At 64.7% G+C, this 26,254-nt stretch carries 21 protein-coding genes; 9 read left to right on the top strand and 12 right to left on the bottom strand.

Annotated features, from left to right (window positions below; all coding sequences use genetic code 11):
* Nucleotides 1–57: 57 nt before the first annotated feature.
* A complete protein-coding gene (locus FDY95_RS15045) occupies nucleotides 58–981 on the bottom strand; it encodes a cyanophycinase (protein WP_138078903.1) in 924 nt (307 codons plus the stop codon).
* Nucleotides 982–1,134: 153 nt separating this feature from the next.
* Nucleotides 1,135–2,940: a M1 family metallopeptidase gene (locus tag FDY95_RS15040; RefSeq protein WP_138078901.1), complete on the bottom strand. Its 1,806-nt coding sequence runs from the start codon at nucleotides 2,938–2,940 to the stop codon at nucleotides 1,135–1,137.
* 403 nt (nucleotides 2,941–3,343) lie between these two features.
* Here FDY95_RS15040 and FDY95_RS15035 point away from each other — a divergent pair, with 403 nt between their 5' ends.
* The 3 genes from FDY95_RS15035 (at nucleotide 3,344) to FDY95_RS26350 (ending at nucleotide 6,986) form a co-directional block, all read left to right on the top strand.
* Nucleotides 3,344–5,137: a L,D-transpeptidase family protein gene (locus FDY95_RS15035; RefSeq protein ID WP_138078899.1), complete on the top strand. Its 1,794-nt coding sequence runs from the start codon at nucleotides 3,344–3,346 to the stop codon at nucleotides 5,135–5,137.
* Nucleotides 5,138–5,545: 408 nt separating this feature from the next.
* On the top strand, nucleotides 5,546–6,112 hold the full coding sequence (locus tag FDY95_RS27135) for a helix-turn-helix domain-containing protein (protein WP_138078897.1): 567 nt from the start codon (nucleotides 5,546–5,548) through the stop codon (nucleotides 6,110–6,112).
* Between the two features lie 700 nt (nucleotides 6,113–6,812).
* The gene (locus tag FDY95_RS26350; RefSeq protein ID WP_165822014.1) at nucleotides 6,813–6,986 is read left to right on the top strand and encodes a hypothetical protein; all 174 of its coding nucleotides are present in this window, start codon (nucleotides 6,813–6,815) and stop codon (nucleotides 6,984–6,986) included.
* A 103-nt stretch (nucleotides 6,987–7,089) separates the two neighbouring features.
* Here the strand turns inward: FDY95_RS26350 and FDY95_RS15025 are convergent, their stop codons facing one another.
* Nucleotides 7,090–7,566, bottom strand: coding sequence for a hypothetical protein (locus FDY95_RS15025; RefSeq protein WP_138078895.1), 477 nt, complete (start codon nucleotides 7,564–7,566; stop codon nucleotides 7,090–7,092).
* Between the two features lie 156 nt (nucleotides 7,567–7,722).
* Nucleotides 7,723–9,147: a DEAD/DEAH box helicase gene (locus FDY95_RS15020; RefSeq protein WP_138078893.1), complete on the bottom strand. Its 1,425-nt coding sequence runs from the start codon at nucleotides 9,145–9,147 to the stop codon at nucleotides 7,723–7,725.
* 101 nt (nucleotides 9,148–9,248) lie between these two features.
* Between FDY95_RS15020 and FDY95_RS15015 the strand changes: the two genes are divergently transcribed.
* On the top strand, nucleotides 9,249–9,770 hold the full coding sequence (locus FDY95_RS15015) for an NUDIX domain-containing protein (protein ID WP_138078891.1): 522 nt from the start codon (nucleotides 9,249–9,251) through the stop codon (nucleotides 9,768–9,770).
* 96 nt (nucleotides 9,771–9,866) lie between these two features.
* Here the strand turns inward: FDY95_RS15015 and FDY95_RS15010 are convergent, their stop codons facing one another.
* Nucleotides 9,867–10,430, bottom strand: a complete 564-nt coding sequence (locus FDY95_RS15010) for a hypothetical protein (protein ID WP_138078889.1) — start codon at nucleotides 10,428–10,430, stop codon at nucleotides 9,867–9,869.
* Nucleotides 10,431–10,719: 289 nt separating this feature from the next.
* On the opposite strand from FDY95_RS15010, the gene FDY95_RS15005 reads away from it, so the two are divergent.
* Nucleotides 10,720–12,153, top strand: coding sequence for a 3' terminal RNA ribose 2'-O-methyltransferase Hen1 (locus tag FDY95_RS15005; RefSeq protein ID WP_138078887.1), 1,434 nt, complete (start codon nucleotides 10,720–10,722; stop codon nucleotides 12,151–12,153).
* A 193-nt stretch (nucleotides 12,154–12,346) separates the two neighbouring features.
* Here FDY95_RS15005 and FDY95_RS15000 read toward each other — a convergent pair whose 3' ends face one another.
* Nucleotides 12,347–12,718, bottom strand: coding sequence for a DoxX family protein (locus FDY95_RS15000; protein WP_138078885.1), 372 nt, complete (start codon nucleotides 12,716–12,718; stop codon nucleotides 12,347–12,349).
* Between the two features lie 159 nt (nucleotides 12,719–12,877).
* On the opposite strand from FDY95_RS15000, the gene FDY95_RS14995 reads away from it, so the two are divergent.
* The 3 genes from FDY95_RS14995 (at nucleotide 12,878) to FDY95_RS14985 (ending at nucleotide 16,312) form a co-directional block, all read left to right on the top strand.
* Nucleotides 12,878–13,291, top strand: a complete 414-nt coding sequence (locus FDY95_RS14995; protein WP_138078883.1) for a winged helix-turn-helix transcriptional regulator — start codon at nucleotides 12,878–12,880, stop codon at nucleotides 13,289–13,291.
* Between the two features lie 327 nt (nucleotides 13,292–13,618).
* Nucleotides 13,619–15,610: an OmpA family protein gene (locus tag FDY95_RS14990; RefSeq protein ID WP_212744904.1), complete on the top strand. Its 1,992-nt coding sequence runs from the start codon at nucleotides 13,619–13,621 to the stop codon at nucleotides 15,608–15,610.
* 261 nt (nucleotides 15,611–15,871) lie between these two features.
* Nucleotides 15,872–16,312, top strand: a complete 441-nt coding sequence (locus tag FDY95_RS14985; RefSeq protein ID WP_138078881.1) for a DUF5991 domain-containing protein — start codon at nucleotides 15,872–15,874, stop codon at nucleotides 16,310–16,312.
* A gap of 11 nt (nucleotides 16,313–16,323) precedes the next feature.
* On the opposite strand, the gene FDY95_RS14980 is transcribed toward FDY95_RS14985, so the two are convergent.
* Nucleotides 16,324–17,748, bottom strand: a complete 1,425-nt coding sequence (locus FDY95_RS14980; RefSeq protein WP_138078879.1) for a hypothetical protein — start codon at nucleotides 17,746–17,748, stop codon at nucleotides 16,324–16,326.
* A 466-nt stretch (nucleotides 17,749–18,214) separates the two neighbouring features.
* On the opposite strand from FDY95_RS14980, the gene FDY95_RS14975 reads away from it, so the two are divergent.
* Nucleotides 18,215–20,956: a polynucleotide kinase-phosphatase gene (locus tag FDY95_RS14975; RefSeq protein WP_138078877.1), complete on the top strand. Its 2,742-nt coding sequence runs from the start codon at nucleotides 18,215–18,217 to the stop codon at nucleotides 20,954–20,956.
* A gap of 90 nt (nucleotides 20,957–21,046) precedes the next feature.
* Here the strand turns inward: FDY95_RS14975 and FDY95_RS14970 are convergent, their stop codons facing one another.
* The 5 genes from FDY95_RS14970 to FDY95_RS14950 all read right to left on the bottom strand — a co-directional run bounded on the left by FDY95_RS14970 (nucleotide 21,047) and on the right by FDY95_RS14950 (nucleotide 26,252).
* Nucleotides 21,047–21,505: a hypothetical protein gene (locus FDY95_RS14970; RefSeq protein WP_138078875.1), complete on the bottom strand. Its 459-nt coding sequence runs from the start codon at nucleotides 21,503–21,505 to the stop codon at nucleotides 21,047–21,049.
* 312 nt (nucleotides 21,506–21,817) lie between these two features.
* On the bottom strand, nucleotides 21,818–23,509 hold the full coding sequence (locus tag FDY95_RS14965) for a M28 family metallopeptidase (RefSeq protein WP_138078873.1): 1,692 nt from the start codon (nucleotides 23,507–23,509) through the stop codon (nucleotides 21,818–21,820).
* A 297-nt stretch (nucleotides 23,510–23,806) separates the two neighbouring features.
* On the bottom strand, nucleotides 23,807–24,409 hold the full coding sequence (locus FDY95_RS14960; RefSeq protein WP_138078872.1) for a TMEM175 family protein: 603 nt from the start codon (nucleotides 24,407–24,409) through the stop codon (nucleotides 23,807–23,809).
* A gap of 88 nt (nucleotides 24,410–24,497) precedes the next feature.
* Complete coding sequence (gnd, locus tag FDY95_RS14955; protein WP_138078870.1) at nucleotides 24,498–25,484, bottom strand: phosphogluconate dehydrogenase (NAD(+)-dependent, decarboxylating); 987 nt, start codon at nucleotides 25,482–25,484, stop codon at nucleotides 24,498–24,500.
* A gap of 126 nt (nucleotides 25,485–25,610) precedes the next feature.
* Nucleotides 25,611–26,252 carry a cyclase family protein gene (locus FDY95_RS14950; protein ID WP_138078868.1) on the bottom strand — a complete coding sequence of 214 codons (642 nt, stop codon included), beginning with the start codon at nucleotides 26,250–26,252 and terminating at the stop codon, nucleotides 25,611–25,613.
* Between the last annotated feature and the right edge of the window lie 2 nt (nucleotides 26,253–26,254).

Raw genomic sequence — 26,254 nt, 5'->3', positions numbered from 1 at the left:
CGGGCCGGAGCGACAATCGTCGCTCCGGCCCGCGCCCTATATAATAAGGAGTAGCCGCTACGAAACGGCCGGCGTGGGCAGTACCGTGGCGGAGGTGCCCACGGCCTCGTCGTGGGTGCGCTTGTCGACGAAGAATTTCCGCTCGCGGATGTCGTACACGTTGCCCTTGGCCAGCACGTGCATGGTCATGTTCTCGATGGACAGCGCCGTGCCTTTGGCGGCGGCCGGCGTGTTGTTGTGCCGGATGTTGTGCCCGTCGACGATGATGACCAGATTGGAGCCGATGGTTTCGATCAGGTTACCGTCGCGGATGAGCACGCCGGTATCTTCGCCCAGGCCGATGCCGATGAGCTTGGGGTGCAGGCCCACCGCTTCGATCAGCCGGCCGAAGCGCCCGCGCTTGACGAAGTGCGAATCGATGACTACGTTCTGAATCAGCGCCAGGCCGGTGCCCATCTTCACGGCGCCCTTCAGCAGGGCTTCGGGCACCGAGCCGCCGCGAATCATAATCTGCGACATGGCCATGGCCCCGGCCGAGGTGCCGGCAATGACGAAGTGTGACTCCTGCTGGTAGCGTTGCGTCAGTAGCTTCAGAAAACGCGTGCCGCCGAACATTTCCTTGAGCCGCGACTGGTCGCCGCCCGAGAACATGATGATGTCGGCCTGGGCCAGGCGCTGCAGGTAGTCGGGCTGGTCGGTGTCGGCGGGCACGCGGATGTCGAGCACGCCCACGTTCAGGCAGTTCAGCATGCCGAACGAGGACACGTAGATGGCGCCCACTTCCTCCGGAATCATGGAGGCCGTGGTTACCACTTCGATGCGCGGATCGGTCTTGCCGCTTTCCAGCACGACGCGTTTCAGAATACCGAGCTCGAAGAAATTCAGGTAGTATTTCTTGCGCCGGCGCGGGTTGGCGTAGGTGCCTTTGTCTTCGTTGCCGCCAACGGCAATCAGCTTACCCAGGGGTTTTGGAGCGTCCAATTAGCTAGGGGAGGGTGACGTGGGGTGAACAATAAACCGCAGGCGCGTATGCAAGTCTGCGGCCAAAAACAGCGGCCGGCCGCCAAAGGCGGCCCCGGCCGGAGCGGCACAGCGCCGGCCGGAAGCCGGACGTTGCGCTACGGCGTAAGCAAGCTACGCCGTAGCGGGTTTGCCTACTAACGTATCCAAGGTGCTGGTGGATACAGAATGGTAGTTGGGCCGGGCCTGCTGGTAAATCTGCCGGGCGCGCTCCGTGCCCGCGGGCGTGGCCAGCAGGGCTTTGTAGAGCGGCACCAGAAACTTGCGCCGGCCCACGCGGGTCAGGAAAGCCGCCAGCGCCTCGTCGGCGGCCGAATAACCGGCCCGCACCGTCAGCGGCAGCCAGGCCGTCAGGATTTCGGCGTTGCCGGAATGGGTGAAGCCGAAGGCCTGGTCCAACTGCTGCAACTGCTCGGCGCTGATGTGCTCGGGTAGGCCGTGCAGGAAATGCACCCACTCGTGCGTACTCCACGCGGCAGTTTCGAGGGCAGCGGGGGCGGCGCCGTGGCGCCAGCTCTGCAGGGCCGCTTCCACGCCGGCAAAGCGCTCCGACTGCACCGGCGGCGCCACGGCCGGAATGCCCGGGGCGTTTATCCATTTGTCGAGCTGCAGCTTTTCCTCCGAGCCCGGTACCTGGTCGAGCAGCTCCCGGCGCAGGTAGGCCAGGAAGTGCGCCGTGTCCATGGATTGGAAGGCGTGCGCGGCGAAGTACTGGGTGATGAATGCGTCGAGCTTTTCGCGGCCGACAATGCTTTCCAGGGTCAGCAGCAGGTAATTGCCCTTCTCGTAGGCAATTTCGTTGAGCCCTTCGTCCGGGTCGCGGTCGGCCAGGTCGAGGTGCAGGTGGGTGTCGATGCTCTCCTTGCCCAATTCGTCAATGGTGTGGTGCAGGGCCGTCTGGCCGAGCACCTGCAGCATGTCGGCGTAGGGGCGGCCGTAGAGGCGCTCCATAATGCGTCGCTCGAAGTACACCGTGAAGCCCTCGTTCAGCCAGAAGTCGTTCCAGGTGGCGTTGGTCACCAGGTTGCCCGACCAGGAGTGCGCCAGCTCGTGGGCCACCAGGCTGGTCAGGCTTCGGTCGCCGGCCAGGATAGTGGGCGTGACGAAGGTGAGGCGCGGGTTTTCCATGCCGCCGAAGGGGAAGGAAGGCGGCAGCACCAGCAAATCGTACCGCTCCCAGCGGTAGGGGCCGTACAGCTCCTCGGCGGCGGCCACCATGTTTTCCAGGTCGCCGAATTCGGCCGTGGCTACCGGCAGCGTGGCCGGCTCGGCGTACACGCCGGTGCGCGGGCTCAACGGCTCGAAGCGCAGGTCGCCCACGGCCAGGGCCATGAGGTAGGCCGGAATGGGCTGGGGCATGCGGAAGTGGTACTCGCCCGTGGCCGACAGCTCCTGCGGGTTTTCGGCGCTCATCAGGGCCAGCAGCTCCCGCGGACCGCGCACGGTGGCCTCGTAGGTGAAGCGCACCCCGGGCGAATCCTGGCAGGGAATCCAGGTGCGGGCCAGGATGGCTTGCGACTGGGTGAAGAGGAAAGGGTGCTGCTTGCCGGCCGTCTGCTCGGGGCTCAGCCACTGCAGCGCGGCCGCGTCGGGGGCGGTGCGGTAGCTGATGCTGACTTGCCGGGTGCTGGTCGGCAGATGAATGCGCAGCGGGCGGCCCAGTACCGGGTCGTCGTCGTCGCTCAGCTCAAATTCGGTGAGCGTCACCCCGTCGGCCAGCGTCACGGCTTCGATGGCCAGGTCCCGGGTGTCAAGCCACAGATCCGTCGCGCCGGGCTGCACTTCCAGCTGCCAGGTCGCCCGGCCCTGCAGGGTGCGGGCGGCAAAGTCCACGGTCAGGTCGAGCGAGAGGTGACGCACCGCCGCTTCGGCGGGGCGGGCGCAGCTGTGCGGGTCGGCGGCGAGCAAGGGGGCAGCCATATATATAAGGAGTGGGTGAGGTGAACGGGAAGGCAAAGATAACCGCCCCGGCGGCGGACGAGTTTGCGCGGCCCGCAAGAATCCGTTGAAACTGCCTACGAAGACCGGCCGGGTCTGGCGGGGATGCCGGCTCGTCGGAAAGGAAATCGGCGCCACAAAGATGGGGCTAAGCAGGCGGCCGATAAGCCGAATGGCGGGCGCACCGATGGATATATATCTGTTTAGAAATGTTTTCGGCGCTGCGGTTTTCGGCTATCTTGCACGCTGGAAACCGCAGGAGCAAGGCAACCCGCCGCGCACCGACGGAGTACAACGGAGCAAGCGCCGCCGCGGCCAAACGAGCGTTTGGCCATGCCACCGCGGATGCGCACCACTTGCCGCCTTGTTTTTCCACCCTCCCCCAATGAAATCATCGGTTCAATCCGTTTTCCTTTCCACCCTCATGCTGTGGCTGGCCTTCTGCCTGCTGCTGGTTACCAGCGCGTGTAGCCAGGAGCAGAAAGCAAAGGTGCAGGACGCAGCCGCCGGCATTTTGCCCGGCCAGGGCCAGCTGACCAGCGGCCCGCAGCCCCACGTCGATACCGTGTACGTCGAGAAGTACATGGCCGCCAAGCCCGCGTTCAAAAACGAAATCGAGTGGGGCAAGAAGTTCTACAAGGAGCGCGACGGCCGCCTCGGCTGGTTCAAAAACCACCAGCTGGTGCCCCAGACGGAGCGCATGCTCACCGAACTGAGCAAGGCCGGCGAGAATGGCCTCGACCCCAAAAAGTATAAGGTCGTTGACTTCGCGCAGCTCTTCGCGCAGATCAAAAAGGCGCCGGACACCACGGCGCGCAATGCCCTCGAAAAGGAAATCGACGTGGCGCTGTCGGCCACGTACTTCAACTGGGCCGACGACTTCTACCGCGGCATCGTGGATCCGCGCGAAGTAAAAAACATCGATTGGAAGGTCAAACGCAACAAAATCAAGTTGCACAAGGCCCTCATGACCATACTGCAGGAGCGCGAAAGTACCTATCCGTACTACGAATTCGCGCCCTTGCACCCCGAGTACGACCGGCTGCGGAAGGCGCTGGCCAACTACCGCGCCATGCAACGCAACGGCGGCTGGCTGCCCGTGCCCGCCGTGAAGAAGGCCCTGCGCCCCGGCGACTCGTCGGCGGTGGTGCCCGCGCTGCGCCGCCGCCTGCTCGGCTTCAACCCCGACGGTACGCCCAACCCGGCCGTAGCCAACGCCCCAATGCAGGCCATGCCGGTGTCGAACAAGCCCGGCCAGCCGGCCGCTGCCGCGCCCCGCGAGTCGCACAAGTACGACGCGGAACTGGCGGCCGCCGTTAAGGCCTTTCAGCAGCAGACCGGGCTGAAAGCCGACGGCCGCCTGACGCCCGAAACGGTGACCATGCTGAACGTGCCGCTGCAGCGCCGCATCGACCAGATCATCGTGAACATGGAGCGTTGGCGCTGGATACCCAAGCGCTTCGAGCCGAACTACCTGCTCGTAAACATTCCCGACTACCACATGTGGGTGTACGAGAATGGCAAGCCGGCCCTGGACATGCGCGTCATCGTGGGCAAGACCCTGAACGCAACGCCGGTGTTCAGCGACAAGATGGAATACGTGGTAGTAGCGCCTTATTGGAACGTGCCCTACAGCATCATCGACAAGGAGCTGCGTAACAAGCTGGCGGCCGACCCCAACGGCACGCTCAACCGCCTCGACATGGAAGTGGTGAAAGGCTCCGGGGCCAAAGCCACGCCTGTCGACCCAACCAGCATCGACTGGGCCAACCTTACTCAGAGCACCTGGCGCTACACGCTGCGCCGGCGGCCCGGCCCGAAGAACGATTTGGGCGACGTGAAATTCCTGTTCCCCAACTCGCAGGACATCTACCTGCACGATACTCCGCACGACGAGCTGTTCAGCCAGGCCAAGCGCGGCTTCAGCCACGGCTGCGTGCGCGTCGAGAAACCCCTGGTGCTGGCCGAGTACCTGCTGCGCAACAAGCCCGGCTGGGACATGAGCAAGATCCAGCAGACGGTAGCGGAAGGGAAGGAGCAGTACGTGACCCTGCCCGAGAAGCTGCCGGTGTACCTGGTGTACTTCACCGCCTGGGTGGATGACGCCGGCAATCTGCATTTCCGCGACGACATCTACGGCCACGACAAGGCCCTGGCTCAGGAGTACTTTAGCACCTGATCTACCGTTAGCACTAGGTGCGTGTGCCCGCACGCAGCCGTATAGCCAAAGCCGCCGTTTCCCGATTGAGGGGAACGGCGGCTTTGGCGTTTGTGGAGTATTCCCCCCACGCGTTGACAAAGCAAGCTCATGTGTACATGCTTCGCAGTTGGAAACAGATAGTGCCCCGGTTACCCCCGGCAGCTAAGCTTGATAAGGTAAAACTGGCTATACCAGCCAGGAATGAGCAGCAAAGTATACTATTTACATCTGTTACTTGTGTAATCAATTCGTTTACATGTGTTATTAATGTAAGCTGTACAGATCTTACTGTTTACTATTGAAACAAAACTTACTGAAATCATAATCCGGGGCCGTGATGAATGTCTGTCGAGATGTTGATAGTTTTGTAAACATAGTTCCAGCACCATGGTCGACCGAATCCGTCAGCTTTTGCAAGCGCGTCAGCTTAGCCCTACGCAATTTGCCGATACAATTGGGGTAGCGCGTCCGATTGTGAGCCACATACTGGGTGGGCGTAACAAGCCTAGCCTGGAGGTGGTGCAGAAAATCATTGCAGCCTTCCCCGATATAGCCATGCCGTGGCTGCTGACGGGCCAGGGCCCCATGCTGACTCCGGCTACGGAGGCCACTACGTCGTCAGACGCGGCTACGGCAAGTCCGGTGGCTCCTGAGTCCGTCGTTCAGCCACGGCGGGTTGCCAAGGCCTCCAGAGCCCTGGCGGGCACCACAGCGGAGTCGACAGCCCCTGCTCAGCTGGAAAGCCCCGTGGAGCATGTAGTACAAGCTCCGCAGCCTCCCATAGTTACCCCGCCGCTGCCTGCAGAGGCTGGCTCCGTTGCAATGGACCCCATCGTAATGGCTCTAGCTCAGTCCGCTTCGCCGGCCAAACCACCCAGGACGATTCGTCGTGTGATGGTCTTCTACAGCGACGGCACTTTTGCAGACTTTAGCCCATCTGCGGATGGACTCTGATCTGGAAGCCTTTAGCCGAATACCTAGACGATGGATAAGTGCTATTTAGCCTGTTTTATTGATTGAAGAAGATGTTTGATAACGTTATATCATAACAGCTTAATGAATATGGTTGCGGGTTTATGTGTATAGAATTGGTATAGTGAAAGTTGTCAGGTTGGCTTATTTTCGTTGGTTTAAGTTTGTTTTTTGATTTTAAAATTGCTGTTTATCAGTTATTTATAGTGAAATATATGAAGAGATTGTTTTGCTTAAATGCCGGGCTTTGATGTCCTTGATAATAGTGGGTTAGTTAAAAAAGTTGTTTCTTGATATTGAATACTCATCTACAATGTGCTGAGTCAGTATTTTGCTAAAAATAAGGTCTTAGACTGTTATAGTTAAAATCATATTGGTCTAAGACCTGTATACGGCCAACCTGCTTAGCTTTATCACGAATGATGACTGCGGATGTTGAAATGTAAAACCGGGATGTGTTGCTGCTTAAAGTGTGCCAGGCTCTGTGAACTTGTAAACATGGGTATTGCATGCTTTTTGCCCGGTCGCCATTGAGTGTATCTATGTAAACGCTTGATTTGCATGTTCTGCTCCGGCATCTATCTGCTCACGCTGCCTCGGGTTAAGGTCGCCGGAACGAATCCTTGTCATACATATCATTTACCCCTTGCCGGAATCGGTGGGCGCTGCTTACCTTTGGGGCATGAAGAAGACCTGCCTGCTCGCTTTATTTGCCTGGGTGGCCGTGCTGGCCACGTCGTGCACGCCCCCGCCGAATGCTGAACAAGACCCCAATGCCGATGCTGCCTACAAGCGCAGCCACCGGGCTGAAGGATACCGCGAGGCCCAGAGCAGCAACCCGAACGCCATCAAGTAACCCGGTTGGGCCAACACGGCCCCCGCAACGCAACGCGCCCCACTTGACGACTCGTCAGGTGGGGCGCGTTGCGTTGCGGGCTACGGCTGTTGTCTAACCCGGATTATTCGCTGACCTGCACAGCAGACGCCAACTGCAACCTGGGCAGCTCAATTCCGGCCAGCCACTGGGCTTCCAGCAGCTGTGCCCAGGTGCGCAAGTACAGCACCACGTCGTCGCGCTGATTATGGCGCAGGGCCTCGCGCCGCGCAGCCGGAATGGCGGCGCGGATGACCGGGTCGGACAGACGTTCGAGGTGCGCCAGGTCGGGGCGGGTAAAGCCGGCGGCCAGCATCTCGTCGATGATGTCGTCGATGGGCAGGCCGCTGGTGGGGCAGTAGTCGCGCAACTGCTGGTCCCAGTCGCCGTGGCGCTGCAGGGCGCGGGCATGGATTTCGGCCTTGCTCAGGCACGTGATGGTCTGGGCGAGGTGGCCGCAGTTGCAGCTACCCATATGGCCCCATTGGTATGGTGCCTGGGCGCTCAGGCGCTGGGCCGTGGTGCGCAGCGCCTCAATAACCGAAAGCGAACAGCTAGCCATAAAAACGCGGAAGTGAAATGGCACATGCAAAGCCCGACAGCCGCCGGGCTTCTTTATAAGCGCCGGGCCCGGAAATTTGTTCGCACCAGACGCTTATGAAAGGCTCAAAAAAAAGCCGCCCATCCTGGCAGGACGGGCGGCTAAAGCGGAATCGAACTACGACGGGCGGTTGGGCCGGGAGTTGCGGCTGCGGCGTCGGCCGGAGCGGCCGTTGCCTCCGCTGCCACCCGCCGGGGCCGCGCCCGAGCGTTGCTGGCCGCCGCGCTCCGCTTTGGGGCGCGGGGCCGAGGCCGCCGAGCGTCCGCCGCCGGTAGCGGCTTTGGGGGCTTTCGGGGCTGAGCCGCCGCGCTCGGGGCGGGGGCCGGAGCGCGGCGGGCGGCCGGCCGGGCCTTTGGGCTTGGTGATGTTCGGGCCCTTCAGCGGCACCGGCTCCACGTCGTTCTGGGCGTAAGAGTGGGTGTCGACCACCGTAATCTGCTGGTTGATCAGGCGCTGAATGTCCTGCAGGTAGGCGCGCTCCTCCGCGTCGCAGAAGGAGAGGGCGCGGCCCTCGGCGCCGGCGCGGCCGGTACGGCCGATGCGGTGCACGTAGGTTTCGGGCTCGTTGGGCAGCTCGTAGTTCACCACGTGGCTCAGCTCGTCCACGTCGATGCCGCGGGCGGCCAAGTCGGTAGCTACCAGCACGCGGGTTTCGCCCGACTTGAAATTCTGCAGGGCCCGCTGCCGGGCGTTCTGCGACTTGTTGCCGTGGATGGCCTCGGCTCCGATGCCTTTTGCGTTCAGGCCCTTGGCCACGCGGTCGGCGCCGTGCTTGGTGCGGCTGAAAACGAGCACGCGGCGCAGCGCGGGGTCTTCCAGCACTTCCAGCAGCAGGTAGGGCTTGTCGGTCTTGTCCACCAGGTACACCACCTGCTCCACCGTTTCGGCGGTGCTCGATACCGGCGTGACGGCCACCTGCACCGGGTTGCGCAGGATGGTATCGGCCAGCTCGCGGATGGTGGGCGGCATGGTGGCCGAGAAGAACAGCGACTGCCGCTGCTTGGGCAGCAGGGGCAGAATGCGCCGGATATCGTTGATGAAGCCCATGTCGAGCATGCGGTCGGCTTCGTCGAGCACGAAGATTTCCAGGCGCTTCAGATCGATGAAGCCCTGGTTGATGAGGTCGAGCAGGCGGCCGGGGGTGGCCACCAGCACGTCGACGCCGCGCTTGAGGGCCTGCACCTGCGGGTGCTGGCTCACGCCGCCGAAAATAACCGCGTGGCGCAGCGGCAGCTGGCTGCCGTAGCTCTCGAAGCTCTCCCCGATCTGAATGGCCAGCTCGCGGGTGGGCGTCAGGATGAGGGCGCGCACGGCGCGGGGGCCGGTGGGCTGATGCGCGGGCCGGGCCAGGTGCAGGCGCTGGAGCAGCGGCAGCGTGAAGGCGGCGGTTTTGCCGGTGCCAGTCTGGGCCACGCCCAGCAGGTCGCGGGCGTCGAGCACGTGCGGAATGGCCTGCTGCTGGATGGGCGTGGGGCGCTCATAGCCCGCGGCGTGCAGAGATTTCAGAATCTCGGGCAGCAGGTGAAGGTCGTCAAATGTCAAAATCGATGGGAAAAGAAATGCGGCGGAGTGGGCTGCGGGCCGAACATTGGCCCGCATATTTGGCGTAAGGAACGAGGTTCGAACCCTAGCCAATCCACCCCATGAAGATTACAAAGGTAGAAACGGTTTACGACGGCTTCTATAAGCTGCGCAAACTCACCGTGCAGGACGGCGACCAGCAGCTCACGCGCGAGCGGTTTGAGCCGGGCCGCGCCGTGGCTGCGCTGGTGTATGACACCAACACGCAGGAATATGTTTTCGTGCGGCAGTTCCGCATCGGGGCCGAGCAGGAGGTGGAAGAAATTGCCGCCGGCATGCTCGATAAGAGCCATGAGTCGCCGGAAGAGGCGCTGCGCCGCGAAATCGAGGAGGAGCTGGGCTACGCGGAGGTCGACCACCTGGAGCACATCGTCACCATCTTTCCCTCGCCGGGCGGCAACGCCGAAACGATTGGCATCTACTACGCCGAAGTCAGCAAGCAAAGCGGCGCGGGCGGCGGCGTCGAAGGGGAAAACGAGAACATCACTCTGCTGCGCCTGAGCCGGGCCGATATGGAAGCCCGCGAGTGGCGCGACGCCAAGACGCTGATTGCCGTGCAGTGGGCGCGGCTCAACAAAAAATAGCTGCACCCATTTGGAAAAATACGGACCGCGGCGGGCACACTTTACTTGGTGTTGCCCGCCGCGGTCCGTATTATTGGGCGACGGCCGCGTTACTGTCTATTGCTGCGTATTGACAACGTAGTCAAAGTGTTGCTTAAGTTTGGCGTCGGTGATGACGACCGACACGGGGCCGGGTTGCTCGGTTTTAACAAATGGTATGGTGCGCGTGCTTAGGTACAGGTCGCGGTTCCAGAAGCGGCCGGTACCGGGCGTGAGCTGCTGGCTCATCAGCGGCTGGCCGTCCTTGGTCAGGGCCGCTACGGTGAGCAGGCTGGGGTCGGCGTTTTTGGGGCCTTTGCGGTGCATGATGATGGTGAGCGTGCCGCCGGCGGGCAGGGTGTTGAAGCGGCGCTGGTAGGTCGAGTCGGCCCAGCTGTTCATCTTCCGCAGCTCGTTGATTTCGTTCAGCAGCTCGCTGTAGGGGCGGTAGGCCAGGCGGGTGAAGGTGCCTTCCACTTCCTGGTCGTCCTCCGTGTTCTTGGTCACGTTCTGTACGTAGGGGCACTCCGTGTCCTTTTTGGGCAGCATGTATTTTTTGCGCTCGGCGCCGGGCAGGTTCTGGGCGTGCGCCGCGACGGTGCCGAGGGCCAGCAACGCGAACAGGGGTACGAACTTCTTCATAGAGGGGTGGAGGGAAACCAATGGGAGCTTTTCAGCCGACAAAAATAGCTAACCAGCAGCGTCCGGCCACGCCCTTTCGGCCAGCATTGCCGCCACTTCGCCGAAAAAGCGCTGCCTGCTGGGTTCGGGAGCTAACCGGCTGGGTGCGTTGGACTCCGCTCGGACCCTAACGGAAGAAAGCGGCCCGTATTGAGCCCACCCCAGCCGGCAGTCCGCGGCGCACTACCGGCAAACGGCTCTATCTTGCCGTTGCCGACCCTGCTGGGGCCGGCTCGCATCGATATCCACTATGCTGCTGACCATTACCACTACCCACCAGCCCGCCACCGACCTGGGCTACCTGCTGCACAAGAACCCCGCCCGCCTGCAGACGCTGGAAGTGGCGGCGGGCCACGCCCATATTTTCTACCCCGAAGCCACCGCGGAGCGCTGCACCGCCGCCCTGCTGCTCGACCTCGACCCCATCGGGCTGGTGCGCAACCACCGCGGGCCGGCGGGGGAGGGCTTCGCGCTGGAGCAGTACGTCAACGACCGGCCGTACGTGGCCTCGTCGTTTCTGAGCACGGCCCTGGCCAAGGCCTTCAACACGGCCATGAACGGCACCTGCAAGGACCGCCCCGAGCTGCCCGATACCCTGCTGCCGCTGGAAGCCACGGTGGCCGTGGTGCCGGCGGCCGGCGCCGAGCAGCTGCACCGGCTGTTCGGGCCGCTGGGCTATGCCGTCGAAGCCGAACCGCACCCGCTCGACCCCACCGTGCCGGCCTGGGGCGAGGGCCGCTACTTCACCCTGCGCCTGCGCCACCCGGCCCGCCGCCTGCGCGACCTGCTCAGCCACCTCTACGTGCTGCTGCCCGTACTCGACCGCGGCGACAAGCACTACTGGATCAATCAGGCCGAAGCCGAGAAGCTGCTGCTGCGCGGCGCCGGCTGGCTGCCCGAGCACCCCGAGCGGGAGTTCATCACCCGCCGCTACCTGCGCAACCTAGCCCAGTACGTGAACCCCACCCTGGAGCGCCTGCTGGCCGCCGACGAACCGGCCTCGGACGATACGGAAACCGCCGCCATCGGCGAGGCGGAAGCGGCGGGCGAACCGGCGCCCGCCGCCGAGGAGAAGACGCAGAAGCTGCACGCGCTGCGCCTCGACCGGGTGGCCGAGGAAATTCAGCGCCTCGGGGCCCGGCGGGTGCTCGATCTGGGCTGCGGCGAAGGCCAGCTGGTGCGCCGCCTGCTGCGCCTGCCGCAGGTGGAGCACATCCTGGCCCTGGACGTGTCGTGGCAGGAGCTGCAGCGGGCGCAGGAGCGGCTGCACGTGGCCGAGATGCCCCCGCGGCAGCGCGAGCGGCTCACGCTCACGCAGGGCTCCCTGCTCTACCACGACCCGCGCCTGGCCGGCTACGACGCGGCGGCCGTGGTGGAAGTCATCGAGCACCTCGACGAGAGCCGGCTGGCCACGTTCGAGCAGGTGGTGTTTGCCCGCGCCCGGCCCGGCGCCGTGCTCGTCACCACGCCCAACGCCGACTACAACCAGCGCTACGAAACCCTCTCGGCCGGGCAGTTCCGCCACCACGACCACCGCTTCGAATGGACGCGGGCGCAGTTCGAAGCCTGGGCCGCGGGCGTGGCCGGGCGGCACGGCTACCGCCTGCGGGTCGAACCATTGGGGCCGGAGGACGCTGAAGTCGGGGCGCCCTCGCAGCTGGCCGTGTTTGAGCGGGAGGGCTAGCGGCGTTGGTCGAGAGTACGCTCAATAGTGGGTCATGCTCCATCCGGCATTTGCCGAATGGAGCATGACGTTCTAATGGCACTTTCCGACAATCCCAAATGGTAGCTGAGCAACGGACCTGACAGGAGCCGGGAAGTTACAGGCTGCCCGAAGTAGCAGCCTGATCGGAACGGGTGCAGGCGCAGCAGCGCTATCAGCTGTGGGCCGGCGCAGCGGGCAGGAAAGCCGACCGGTCGCGCACGAAGGCGGCAATCCAGACCAGAGTCAGGATCATAACGGCCGGGCCGGGGCTTTTGCCGTGGGTGAGGTCGGTGGCAATGGCGCCGGCGAAGTAGCTGGTGAGCAGCAGCAGCCCCAGCTTCATGGTGCGCGGGAAGATGAACAGGGCCGTAAACGCCAGCTCCATCAGGCCCAGCGGTACGCGCAGCTCGGCCGCGCCGGCTTTGCTCATGGCGTCGCGGATTTCGGCGCTGCCGAGCAGCTTCATGATGCCGCTGGCCGTAATCATCAAGGCGGGCACGGCGGTGACCAGCCCGGTCACGAGGGTTTTCTTGTTGACAGTCATGGGGGTAACGGTGGTAGGTGAGGGGACGCGCAGGCCCTGGTCGGCGGGGCGCTGCTGCCGGCAAAGGTGGCCGCAGTGGGGTGTGAATCGGATAGCGGTTTACCGAAGTATACCGGTGTGCCCCGGTATAGCGGCCTGATTTCTAACGACCTTTGCATCATGCACCCGACTCACCCCGACCTCTCCTCGCACGAATGCTCCACCGCCATGCGCTCCGTGCGCGACGCCCTCGACCTGCTCGGTGGCAAGTGGAAGCTGCCCATCATCGTGGGCCTCACCAGCGGCCCGCGGCGCTTCAAGCAGCTGCAGCGCGAGGTGGTCGGCATCACGGCCAAAATGCTCAGCAAGGAGCTGAAGGAGTTGGAAATCAACGGCCTCATTACCCGCCACGTGCAGGCCGACGTGGCCCCGGTGGCCGTCACGTACACGCTGGCCGCCTACGGCCGCACGCTCTACCCGGTCATCGAGTCGCTGCACACCTGGGGCCAGCAGCACCGCCGCCACATCATGCACCCCGAAACCCTGGAGGCCACCGCCGCCGAGTGGGCCGCGCCGGATGCGCTGTCGGCGTAGAGCCGGGCGCCGCGCAGCAAAGCCGGCCGTGGCCGGGTCAGTAGCTGTGGGGTTGAGCCTGAAAAGCGCCTTTTGAACGTCCTGCTTGATCTATCGACCGCGCGGACGTCAAAGGAAGCAGGACGCGCCTTTTTACTCGTTATTCGATTGCTGCAGATCGGCCTTCTGCCTGAGAATCAGCCGTAGACTGCGCCTGCCGCCGCCTGGCCGGGCGAGTGGGTGCCGGCGAATTGCGGCGGCGGGGAGCAAACCGGGCGTAACTTTGCGTTAGTAGGCCGGCCGAACGTCGTAGTTCGGCCGTTACGCGCCGAGTTTGTTTTGTTGCCTATGAAGGTTTTGCTGACGCTGCTTGTCCTGATGCTGTGCGGGCCGGTCCTGCGCGCCCAGGGTCCGGCGGCGGGCCAGGCCTACACCGATGCCCGCCTGGGCTACCGGCTCACGTACCCTTCCACCTGGCAGGTAAGTCAGGACGCCGGCGCGGTGACGTTCTACGCCGGCGGCGCGCCCCAGGCCCCGCCGGCCGCCGTCGAGCTGACCAGCCGCGTGCTGCCCCAGGCGCCGCCGAACCCGCTGGCCCAGGGGCAGCCGGACACGCTGTGGCGCCGCCTGCGGGCCCTGCCCCGCAGCCAGGTACTGCGCCTGACCGAGCACGACGCCGGCGCCTACCAGGAACTCAGCTACGACTACACCTACGCCGCCCCGGGTGCCGCCGGCCGCACCCGCGTGCTGGGCCGCCGCCTGTGGCGCGGCGGGCAGGTGTTTCAGGTGGAATACCGGGCGGCGGTGGCCGAGCGGCGCTACCTCGCCGAAGGCCGGCAGCTGGTCGAGTCGTTTACGTTCGTCGGCAACGCGCCCGCCGCTGCCGCGGCCGGCCCGGCCGCCAAACGCGCCGCTGAGCAAGGCTGCGACGACAAGATGTACGGCATTGCGGCCCTGCGCACCCATGACGGCATCTGGGAAGATGACTGCCGCACGATTCACGAGTTCATCACCGATGACCTGGCGGCGCCGCCCAAGGTGCACCGGCAGGTGCTGCCTTTTCAGTCCTACGCCCTGGCCAAGGGCTTCGACAACTGCCTCTACACCGTCACGAAGGCGCCCACCAACGCCCCCGAGTACGTGTACCGCTACGACCCGGCCACCCGGCAGGGCGGCTACACCGAGTGGCAATTGCCGGCCCAGGGCGGGGAAAGCGTCTGGATTTCGGCCGCCACCGACGAGTGGGGCCGCCTCTACTTTATTACCTCCGACGCCAACCAGCTCGTGCGCGTGAGCCCCGCCGACGGCCGCGTGACGGTGGTCTGGACCCACGACCCGGTGCAGCAGGCGCCCTACTACCCGGCTATCGGCTTTGCCGGCGCCGGCACCCACGCCAACTTCTGCCTCGATGACAAGGGCACGCTCTACGAGGTGTACAGCACCGACGGGGCCGTGCTGCGCATCGACCTGGGCACCCTCAAGGCCGACCCCGACCTGCTGCCCATCGACGGGCTGCCCGAGCGCGGCGGCTACAGCGACCTGCTTATGCAGAAGGACGCCAGCGGGCAGCGCCGCCTGTACCTGGCCGGGCCCAAGTCGGTGTACGAAGTCGACCTCTCGTTCCGCGACGCCCGCCGCGTGCGCCGCGGCGTGTATACCGACCTGGCCGGCTGCAACCTGTTTCGGCGCAGCACCCCGCCGCCGGCCGACCCGGCCCCGGTGGCGGCCACTCCGGCGGCGCCCGCCGCGGCTACCTGGCGCGGGCGCGTGCTCGATGCCGCCACGTTTCAACCCCTGCCGCGGGCCCAGCTGCGCCTGCGCGGCCGGGCCGTGCCCGTCGCCGCCGACGGCACTTTCAGCTTTACGGCCCAGCCTGGCTTCGCCTACGCGGCCGAGGCCCAGCTGGCCGGCTACCTCGCCGCCGACAGCCTCTACCTGCTGCCACCCGGCGCTTCGGCGCAGGACATCCTGCTGCGGCCCCTGGGCGTGGGCACCGTCACGGCCCTCGACAAGGTGCAGTTCGAGCAGGGCCAGGCCGCGCTGCTGCCCTCGTCCTTCGCCGCCCTCGACCAGCTGGCCGCTCTGCTGGCCCAGAACCCCGGCATGAGCATCGAGCTGCGCGGCCACACCGACAACGTGGGCGACCCGCAGAAAAATGTGGAATTGAGCGAGCAGCGCGTGGCGGCCGTCAAGACCTACCTCGTCAGCCACGGCGTGGCCGCCGAGCGCATCAGCGGGGTGGGCCTGGGCGGGGCCGAGCCGCGGGCCAGCAACGAGCGGGAGGAAACGCGCAAGCTCAACCGCCGGGTGGAGTTTCGAGTGACGAGCGTGACGAAGTAGCCCACGGCTGATGGCCGGGTTAGGCTTTGTGGATCGTTAAGAAAAACGGCCGTCATGCTTCATCTGGCCTCCGCTTGCCGAAGCGTCCTTACCGCTTCATCCGCACCGATTCAACGAAGCGGTAGAGATGCTTCGACAAGCTCAGCATGACGTTCTGATAGGTAGCGGTCCACACCTACTGGTATGGGTTGGGCAATCAACGCTCGACCGTGGTGGCATTCTTTTCGTTAGAAGCAGGGTTCCACCAACGCTTTAGCCGCCATGACGACGCTGCTGTTGCCCCTCGCTGCCTGGTCTACGCTCTTTTTTGCCAGCCCCAAAGCGGCCGGCGTCGCCAACTGGGCCGGCACCTACCTCTACGAGGAAGAACCCGTGAAAGCCCTGGCCGGCTACAGCATGGCCATGACCTGGAAGCTGGGCCTGCAACCGCAGAACGGCGCCCTCGGCGGGCAGCTGAGCGTGGAAGGCCAGCAGACCTTTATGAAGCTGAAAGTCCGCGCCACCGGCACGCCCACCGACGCCCAGGTCCTCTTCGTGCAAGGCCTCGATGGCGCCAGGTTCCAGCAGCTCAAGTCCGGGGACGTGCTCTTTCGTCTGCACAAGGACGCCAAGACCGGCCGTACCCTCACGTACTGGGGCAAGCTGCAGCCGCGCCTGCTGGAAACCTACAAGGACGGGCAGGTAGCGTTTGTGCGGAAGTAGGGCGTGGCGCCTTACTTGCTTTCAGGCGTTGGTGGGGAGGCGGCAAGATGAATGTCGTTGGCCGCGAATAGCTTGCGGAAAGCCTCCGGCCAGTTGTACCGGTCCCAGCTCGAACGGTGCAGTGTCAGTACGCGGATTAGCTCAGGCTTCAGGCTTGGATCGTGGAAAGACAGGGCCGTTTCCGCCAGGTGAAACGTGTCGAAGGGCGAATTGGGCTGTTGCAGCCGCGCCATGATAGCGGCCTTGCAGCTAGTCAGCTGGTGGCGCCGGGCGTATTCCAGAAACATTTTCAGCGGGGTAAAGCTGGCCGTCTGGATGTTTTGCCGGCAAACTACCGAAACCAGCGCGCTGTCATGCTGCTGCAAGTGGCCCAGCATCAGGTCGATAACCTGCTCGTCGAGGCGGTAGTAGGAATATGCCTCCTGCGGTTCGTACGGGCCTGGGGCAAGCAGGCCCTGGGCAAACGCCCGGGCCGCCGCGGCGGGCTGCGTGGTCGCCAGCCGTTTGGCAACGGGAAGCAGCATGAGCTTGTCCGTGGCCCAGAGGTCTAGCAGCAGGGCATCGTATACCGGGTCCTGGGTGTCGGCGAGGGCCACGGCCAGGATGGCCGGCTGTACGATGCGCCCTTGGTGGTACAGGCTGCGGATAAACCCGATGGCCTCGGTAGTGCGGTAGCTGGCCAGGGCGCGGTAATACTCCGGCAGGTAATGTTCGGCGCGCCACCGGTTGGCCTCGCCCGCATACGCGGTGAGGTCGAAGCTCGTCAGCAGGGGCCAGAACGTGGGGTCGGGAAAGCGGGCAATGGCCCCCAAGGCCGCGTTGCCCTGCGCCCGGATCAGCGCGATGTCTTCGGGCCGGCGGTACTGGGCCAGGGCCTCCAGCGCCACGCCATCGGGGTTACGCTGGCAGATGTTGCGCACCACGGCGTAGCGGTGCGGATTGGCTGCGTTGCCCCGCAACGCGCTGCGTACCAGGTGGTGGCGGGGGTACTGGTAGAGAATGATGCTGTCGAGCCGGGCCAGCTGGCGGGCGTAAGTCAGCGAGTCGGCGCCGGCCGGATCGAAACAATCGTGGGCCACCCGGTAATACAATTCCGGTCCCAGTCGGTTGCGGCCGACAATGCAGCCGTGTTGGTTGGTGACTTTGCGCAGCTGGTGTAGGTAGCGCTGAAACACGCGCGGTAGCTGCGGATAGGCCCGGTCGGCCAGCGCCCAACCGGCGTAGCCCCGCACCACGGCGTTGGCGTGGTGGGTGAGGCGCAGCAGCTCATCGGTGGTAGCTGTATCCCGCAGGGCAACAAAGGTCTTGTACTGCTCCGGCGTGGTGCCAGCCCAGCCGACGCGCTCCGCCTGCAGCTGGTTCTTGTGCCGGAGCTGGCTCACCAGCTGCCGCACCTGCGGCGACAGGCGCTGCGCTGCCGCCGGGCTGCCACTCATAAGCAAGGCACTGATAAGTAAGACGTAACGGCGTTTCATAGTGTAACTCCCAGGGCCACCGGCAAACCGGCGCTTGCCAAATATACTTATCCCCAAATGATACAGCTCCTAAGGCAGCTGCGGCATTGGCGGCAGCTCCAGCCCCCATTTTGCCAACTGGTTCCCCGATAGTGGCCGCAATGTCTTGCCGGGGCTGATCGACGCCCGGGCCGTGTAGAACACCGCCGGCGAAACCGGATGCTGCTAAGCTTGCATGGCTGCCTTGCTGCTCATCGTGCCCTTCGCCGTACTCGAAGACGGGTTTTTGAACTGAACCACACGTGGGCAATGGCGTCGCCGTCCTCAAACATTCGCTCGACGGATATCTTCCGCGAAAAAGCCGCTATTAGTGGAGTTTGCGCAATTTTACCGGACTTACCCTGTATCAAACCCCATATCGGAAGCGGCTCAATATCCGCCCTTACCCATGCCCCTGACTTCCCTCAAGCTCCCCGAACTTTCCCTGGTGCTGCTCATCGGCACCTCGGGCGCGGGCAAGAGCACCTTTGCCCGCCGGCTGTTCCGCAGCACCGAAATCGTGTCCTCCGACCAGTGCCGGGCGCTGGTGGCCGACGACGAAAACGACCAGGGCGCCACCACCGACGCTTTTGCCCTGCTGCACTACCTGGTGGGCCTGCGGCTGAAGCGCGGCCTGCTCACCGTGGTCGACGCCACCAACGTGCAGCCGGAGGCGCGCAAGGCGCTGGTGCAGCTGGCCCGCGACTACCACGTGCTGCCCGCCGCCATCGTGCTCGACGTGCCCGACCGCCTGGCCGAGGACCGCAACCGCCACCGCGCCGAGCGGCAGCACCTGGGCCGGCACGTGGTGCCCCAGCAGCGCCAGCAGCTGCGCCGCTCCCTGAAGCTGCTGAAAGGCGAGGGGTTTCGCCACATCTACCACCTGCGCGGCCCCGAGGAAATCGACGCGGTGCAGGCCGTGGTGCGCGACCCGCTGCACAACAACCGGCGCCACGAATCCGGCCCCTTCGACATCATCGGCGACGTACACGGCTGCTACCACGAGCTGGTGCAGCTGCTCGACCAACTGGGCTACATCGTGGAAACCGAGCCGGTGCAGGACGTGCGCGACCTGGGCGTGCGCGTCAGCCGCCGTCCCGACGGCCCGGCCGCCGGCCGGCTCCCGGCCACTGACCCGGACGCTACCCAGTCGGCTGACTCCCCCGCTCTTTCGGAGCGGGGGCCGGGGGAAGAGGCTCCGCGCAAGGCCGTCTTCCTCGGAGACCTGGTGGACCGCGGCCCCGACTCCCCGGCGGTGCTGCGCCTGGTGATGCGCATGGTGCAGGACGGGCTGGCCCTGTGCGTGCCCGGCAACCACGACATCAAGCTGCTGCGCTACCTCAATGGCAAGCAGGTCAACGAGCAGCACGGATTTGCCGCCACCCTGCAGCAGCTGGCCGGCGAGTCGGACACCTTTAAGAACCAGGTGCGGCAGTTTCTTGATTCGCTGGTGAGCCACTATGTGCTCGACAACGGCCGCCTGGTGGTGGCCCACGCCGGCCTGCGCGAAGAAATGCAGGGCCGCGGCTCGGGTGCCGTGCGGGCTTTTGCCCTGTTCGGCGAAACCACCGGGGAAATCGACGAGTTCGGGCTGCCCGTGCGCTACCCCTGGGCCGCCGAGTACCGCGGCCGGGCCACGGTGGTGTACGGCCATACCCCCGTGCCCGAGCCCGAATGGCTCAACAACACCATCGACATCGACACGGGCTGCGTGTTCGGCGGCCGCCTCACCGTCCTGCGCTACCCCGAGCGGGAGCTGGTCACCGTGCCCGCCGCCGAAGTCTACTGCGAGCCGGTGCGGCCGTTGCGGGGAGTTGTCAGTAATCAGTTGTCAGTTGCCAGTGATGAAGGTCAGAACGAACTGACAACTAACAACTCACAACTGACAACTCAACAACTGCACGACGAGGTGCTCGACCTCGGCGACGTGATGGGCAAGCAGATCATCAAGACCCGCTTGCTGCCCTCAGTCACGATTCGGGAGGAAAACGCGGCGGCGGCGCTGGAGGTCATGTCGCGCTTTGCCCTGAATCCGAAGTGGCTGCTGTACCTGCCGCCCACCATGTCGCCCTCCGAAACCTCGGCTCTGCCCGATCTGCTGGAGCACCCGGCCGAAGCCTTCGACTACTTCCGCCGGCAGGGCGTGGAGCGGGTGGTGTGCGAGGAAAAGCACATGGGCAGCCGCGTGGTGGTGGTGCTGGCCCGCGACGAAGCCGCCGCCCGCCGCCGCTTCGGGGTGGTAGGCGAGGGGCCGGGCAAGGTGTACACCCGCACCGGCCGCAACTTCTTCACCGACGCCGACCTGGAAGCCGCCTTCCTCGCCCGCCTGCAAGCGGCCCTGACGACCAGCGGCTTCTGGGAGCGGTTCGACACGGAGTGGGTTTGCCTCGACGCGGAGCTGCTGCCCTGGTCGGCCAAGGCCCAGGAACTGATCAAAAACCAGTACGCCGCCGTGGCGTCGGCCGCTACCGCCGCCCTGCCCGAAGCCGCCGCCGTGCTCAGCCAGGCCGCCACCCGCGGCCTCGACGGCATCGAGGCGCTGCTGGCCCGTACCGTGGCCCGGCAGAACGCGGCCGAGCACTACGCAGAGGCCTACCGGCGCTACTGCTGGCCGGTGGAAAGCCTGGCCGACCTGCGCCTGGCGCCCTTCCACCTGCTGGCCACCGAGGGCCGCACGTACTTCGACCGGGACCACGCCTGGCACATGGAAACCCTGCGCACCCTCTGCCGCGCCGACGAAGGCCTGCTGCGCGCCACGCCCTACCGGGTGGTGACGCTGCGCGACATTCCCGACGTGGAAGCGGCTACCCAGTGGTGGCTGGACCTGACCGCCAGCGGCGGCGAAGGCATGGTGGTGAAGCCCTACGACTTCATTCCCGCGGGCCAGAAAAACCTGGTGCAGCCCGCCCTGAAGTGCCGCGGCCGGGAGTACCTGCGCATCATCTACGGCCCCGACTACCTGCTGCCCGGCAACCTGGAGCGCCTGCGCGAACGGAACGTGAAGAGCAAGCGCAACCTGGCCCTGCGCGAATTCGCCCTCGGCGTGGAAGGCCTGGAGCGGTTCGTGGCCGGGCAGCCGCTACGGCAGGTGCACCAGTGCGTGTTCGGGGTGCTGGCCCTGGAAAGCGAAGCCGTGGACCCGCGCCTGTAAAGGAAGCAACTAACGATGGCAGCGGGCCCAACTAAAACCGCCGCGCTTTCCCGGGAAAGCGCGGCGGTTTGGTGAGCAAGGCAGTCGGGCTTACGCCACGGCTGGCTTGCTGCGGGCCTTCGTTGTGCGCTTGACCCGGTTACTTTCGCGGGTGCCGCCGGCCTGCTCGTACTGGTTGCTGTCCTTGGTGAACTTCTGGCCCACCGCCGTCAGGACGCCGGAAGAAAATTTATCCAGCTCTTTTTCTGCTTTATCGACCTCGTTTTTCAGACTGCTCAGGGTTTTGAGGGCTTCGTTGTAGACTTTAAGTCGGGCTTCCGCGTCGCCAATTTTGGCCGCCAGGCTTTCGGTGCCGTAGCCGTTGCCCAGATCGAGTTTGCCCGAGGGCTCGATAGCGTTGAGTCCGGCCAGACGTTGCTTGGCCTTGGTAATGGATTCGGAGTCGCGCAGCTTGTACGCCATGATAGTGAAGAAAAAGAGGTGGAAAACAAGCTTCACTGCGTCGGGGCAGAAAAGTGCACCAAAGTGCTGACCATTTAAGCGTTCCACATCAGTGCCAGCACTGAATTTTAGCGGTAAAAGTCTCAAACAAACCCTCCCAAGTCTCTCCCGAGGATTCGGAAATGACTTGGGAGGATTCGGCAAGGATTTCGGAGGGTTCGGTAAGGACTTCCGAGGGTTCGGTAAGAGTTTCGGAGGGTTCGGTAAGAGTTTTGGAGGGTTCGGTAAGACCTTCCGAGGATTAGCGAAGACCTCCGGAGGATTAGCGAAGAACTTCTGAGGGTTCGATAGTCATAAGTAAACCCTCGCAAACAGCTTTCGAGAACGAGGTATGCGCAAGCGTCGGCAAACGGCGGCGGATCATTTCCCCATACTCTTCTCCCGCGCCGCCCGAAATTCCGAGCCCGGGCGCCACTGCGGGAAGGTGGTTTCGGCGGCCAGGCGCCGGCCCACCTGGTAGTACAGCTCCGCGTCCTGGGCAATGCCCCACAGGTCCCAGCCGGCGTCGAACTGGTCGGCGGGCTTGTGGTACATGCTGGTGGTGTAGTCGCGGCGCTTCTGGGCAATGAAGTCCTTGCCGTAGGCGCGGCTCTCGAAGCCGCCGGCGGCGTAGAGCGAGGGCACGCCCACGTGGGCGAAGCTGAAGTGGTCGGAGCGGTAGAACATGCCGGTTTCGGGCGTCTGGTCGGGCAGCAGGTAGCGGTCCTGGGCCTTGGCCGCCGCCCGGGCGTAGTCCTCCAGCTCCGACTGGCCGTAGCCGATGACCGTCAGATCCTTCATCGGGCCGTAGGGCCAGAGCATGTCCATGTTCAGGTCGGCCACCGTCTTATTCAGGGGAAACGGCGGGTGCTGGGCGTAGTAGGCCGAGCCGAGCAGACCCTGTTCCTCGGCCGTCACGGCAAGGAACACGATGCTGCGCTGGGGCTTCACCTTGGCCTGCTGAAATGCTTCGGCAATGCTGAGCAAAGCGGCCAGCCCGGTGCCATCGTCCACCGCGCCGTTGTAGATGGAGTCGCCCTCGATGGCTTTGCCGACGCCGAAATGGTCCCAGTGCGCGGAGTAGATGATGTACTCGTCGGGGCGCTGGGTGCCGGGCAGCACGCCCAGCACGTTCTGCGAGGTCTGGCGACGCAGCTGGTTACGGATGCTGCCCGTGAGCGTGAGCCCCCCGAGCAGGCGCGGGCGGAAGCCCTTGGTGTTGGCGGCTTGGTAGAGCGCCTGGTAGTCCTGCCCGGCTGCCTGAAACAGCCGTTTGGCCGCGTCCAGGGTCAGCCAGCCTTCCAGGGCGCACTTGTCGGCGCCCTTGTTGTCGGTCTGGGCGCGCAGCTTGGGGCTGATGGCCCCGCTCAGCACCACCGACCAAGGGTAGGCCGCCGGCTGGGTGTCGTGCACGATGAGCACGGCGGCGGCGCCGTGGCGGGCGGCTTCCTCGTATTTGTAGGTCCAGCGGCCGTAGTAGGTCATGGCCTTGCCCCGAAACAGGGTGGTGTCCGTGCCCGCGTTGCCCGGATCGTTGACGAGCACCACCACCGTCTTGCCCTTCACGTCAAGGCCCTGGTAGTCGTCCCAGCCGTACTCGGGCGCCGTCACGCCGTAGCCGGCGAAGACCAGCGGGGAGTTGGTAACGGCCACCTCGGGCTGCTCGCGCTGGGTGAAGGCCACGAAGTCGGTTTTGTAGTCCAGGCTGAGCGCCGCTCCCTTGCTGCCTTTGATCTGCAACGTAGGCGCGGGCGTGCCGGTAATCTCCACCAGCGGCACCGGCTGAAAGTAGCTGCCGCCCGGTGCCGGCTGCAGCCCCAGGCGCTTGAACTCGGCCGCCAGATAGCCGGTAATACGCTTCTCGCCCTCGGTAAAGGGCTTGCGCCCCAGCATGTCATCGGAAGACACGGCCCGCAGGTAGCGCCCGATGGTGGCGGCGCTGATAATGGGGTCGGCCGGGACCGGGGCCGGAGCAGCGGCGGAGGTAGCCGGTTGGGCGCGGTAGATGGGAAGCAACGCCAGCAGACCCAGGGGCGCGGCCAGCAGCAAACGAAACCAGGCGGGAGCAGGCATAAGCGGGCAGAGTAAGGCCCCGGCGCAACGGAGGCCGCGGCCCGCCAACTTACAACGCCCGCGCCAGACAAAGCGCATCTGCTGACTTCGCTCGGACAAGCAACCCGGGCCCGTCATGTCGAGCGAAGCCGAGGCATCTCGCGCGCTTCGTTGACCAACAACAACCAGAAAGTCATGCTGAGCCCCGCGAAGCATCTCTACCGCTTCGTCCGATAGTATAGGTTACTATCAGTAGAGATGCTTCGCGGGGCTCAGCATGACCGTTCAGAAAGCAATGACTGCTTTTTCAGATACCGCTCAATGCCCCACCGGCCCGGCAGCTTTGCGGGCCAGGGTGCGTTCGATGCGGCGGTCGGGAATCAGCCACATCAGCGCCACGGACACGTAGACGGCTCCCGACAGCCAGGGCTGCCAGAACGAGGCCAGGATGCCCAGGATGTAGAGTGGGGGCGAGGCCTTGCCCTTCAGGTCCCGGCCGATGGCATGGGCCAGAACGGAGTCGGGGCCGTCTTCGCGGATAATCAGGTTCTGCAGCACCCAGTAGGCCACGCCCGCCATCAGCAGCACCACCCCGTAGATGGTGAGCGTGGCCGGGGCGAAGTGGTTTTCGCCCATCCAGCCGGTGGCGAAGGGCACCAAAGACAACCAGAACAGCAGGTGCAGGTTGGCCCAGAGCACCGCCCCGCTGATGCGCGAGGCGCTGCTGAGCATGTGGTGGTGGTTGTTCCAGTAAATGCCGATGTAGATGAAGCTGAGCAGGTAGCTCAGCGCCACCGGAATCAGCGGCTGCAGCTCGGCCAGGGTGCCGTGGCCGTGCGGCACCTTGATTTCCAGCACCATGATGGTGATAATGATGGCGAGTACACCGTCGCTGAAGGCTTCGAGCCGGCCCTTATGCATGGGGATGAATTATGAATGGAGAATTCTGAATTATGAATGCTCAATTGGGCAGGGCAAAATTCAGCATTCATAATTCAGAATTCTCCATTCATTTCGGGTTGTTTTCCGGTTGCTCGCCGGTTTCTTCGGGCTGCTCGTACTCGCCCACGCGGCCGAACTGCCGCTCGTGCCGGATGCCCGCGTCCTCGCCGTAGGGGTGGCCGCCGAAGCCGTGACGCATCATGGCAATGGCCTTGGCCCAGGTCGGGTCCTTGTCGCGGGAGGTGAAGAGTTGCACCACCGACTGCGTGATGACCGGGATGGGCACTTCCATGTGCAGCGCGTCGGCCACCAGCCAGTTCACCTCGCCGGTGTCCTCGATGTAGCTGGGCACGGTGAAGCCGCCTTCCTGGTCGTAGGTTTTCTTCATCAGCTCGATCAGCCACGAGCGTACCACCGAGCCGTTGTTCCAGAGCTGCAGGATGGCGCTGATATCCAGCTTTTCGCGGAAGTGGGTGAGCAAACCCATGCCCTCGGCAATGGCCTGCAGCATCCCGAACTCGATGCCGTTGTGCACCAGCTTCACGTAGTGCCCGGTGCCGGCCGGGCCGGTGTGCAGAAAGCCGTCGGGCACGGCCGTGGCCACAAAGAAGTCGCGCAGCAGGGCCACCGCGTCGGCGTCGCCGCCCACCATGTAGCAGGCGCCGGTGCGGGCGCCGCCCGGGCCGCCGCTGGTGCCGCAGTCGAGGAAGTGGATGCCGCGCTCCTGCAGGCGCTTGGCCCGCCGGATGGAGTCGCCCCAGTAGGAGTTGCCGCCGTCGACGATGATGTCGCCGGGCTCCAGCACCGCCAGCAGCTGCTCGATGATGCCGTCGACGGCCGCGCCGGCCGGGATGTACAGAAAGACCTTGCGGGGCCGCTGCAGCCGCTGGGCCAGTTCCAGCAGCGTCGGCACGATGTCAATCAGGTCCGATTCGAGGTCGGGCCGGGGGCGCAGGTCCATGCCCACCACGGGGTAGCCTTTTTCGGCCGCCTGCTGGGCCAGGGCGGCGCCCATCTTGCCGAGGCCGACGATGCCGATTTGGGTGTTGCTCATGCGGTGATTTAGTGAAGTGGTGAAATAGTGAGTTGGTGAAATAGTGAGTTTGACGTTCTGGAGGCCGAGCTGCGCAGTTTGCGCAAGCAGCACGACACTCACCATTTCACCAACTCACTATTTCACTTAAAGCCGTCGGGCAAGGCAGCGGGCGGGGGCACCGTCGGCGCCTTCGATGAGCAGGGGCAGGCAGAGCAGCTCGTAGTGGCCCGGCTCGGCGGGGGCCAGGTTCAGGCCCTCAATGACGGTGATGCCCGCCCCGAGCAGAATCCGGTGGGTGTCGGCCGGGCCCACGGAAAGGTAGTCGACGCCTACGCACACCACCTGCTTGTCGCGCAGCCACTCGGCCGCGTCGGCGCGCACTTTCACGAAGTCCTGGGTGAAGGGCTGCGCGACCCAGTTGCGCTCGGTGTTGCGGGTGCGGAAGAGCAGGCGGGCGCCGGGCGGCAGGTCGGGCAGCTGCCGCTGCAGCTCCTCGCGGGTGACAAACCCGGGGTGCTCGATGCGCACTACCTGGGCCGGGCCCATGAGGGTCTGCAGGTCCAGCTGGGTTACGTCGGCGCCATCGGCCAGGAAGTGGCGCGGGGCATCCACGTGGGTGGCGGTGTGGGCGCTCAGGCTCAGCTCGGTCACGTTGGCCGCGTCGCCCCAGGCCATGCTGCGCGTCAGGCGAATGTGCACCGGGGCGTTGTCGGGCCAGTGCAGCATCTGGTCGGTAATGGGCGTGGTCAAATCCAGCCAGGGCGTGGCGGCGGGAGAGTCGGGCATGA

Origin of the sequence: Hymenobacter jeollabukensis (assembly GCF_005771675.1) — a bacterium.
GTDB lineage: Bacteria > Bacteroidota > Bacteroidia > Cytophagales > Hymenobacteraceae > Solirubrum > Solirubrum jeollabukense.
The sequence above is the reverse complement of the archived record's forward strand: the minus strand, read 5'-3'. Positions and strand labels throughout refer to the sequence as shown.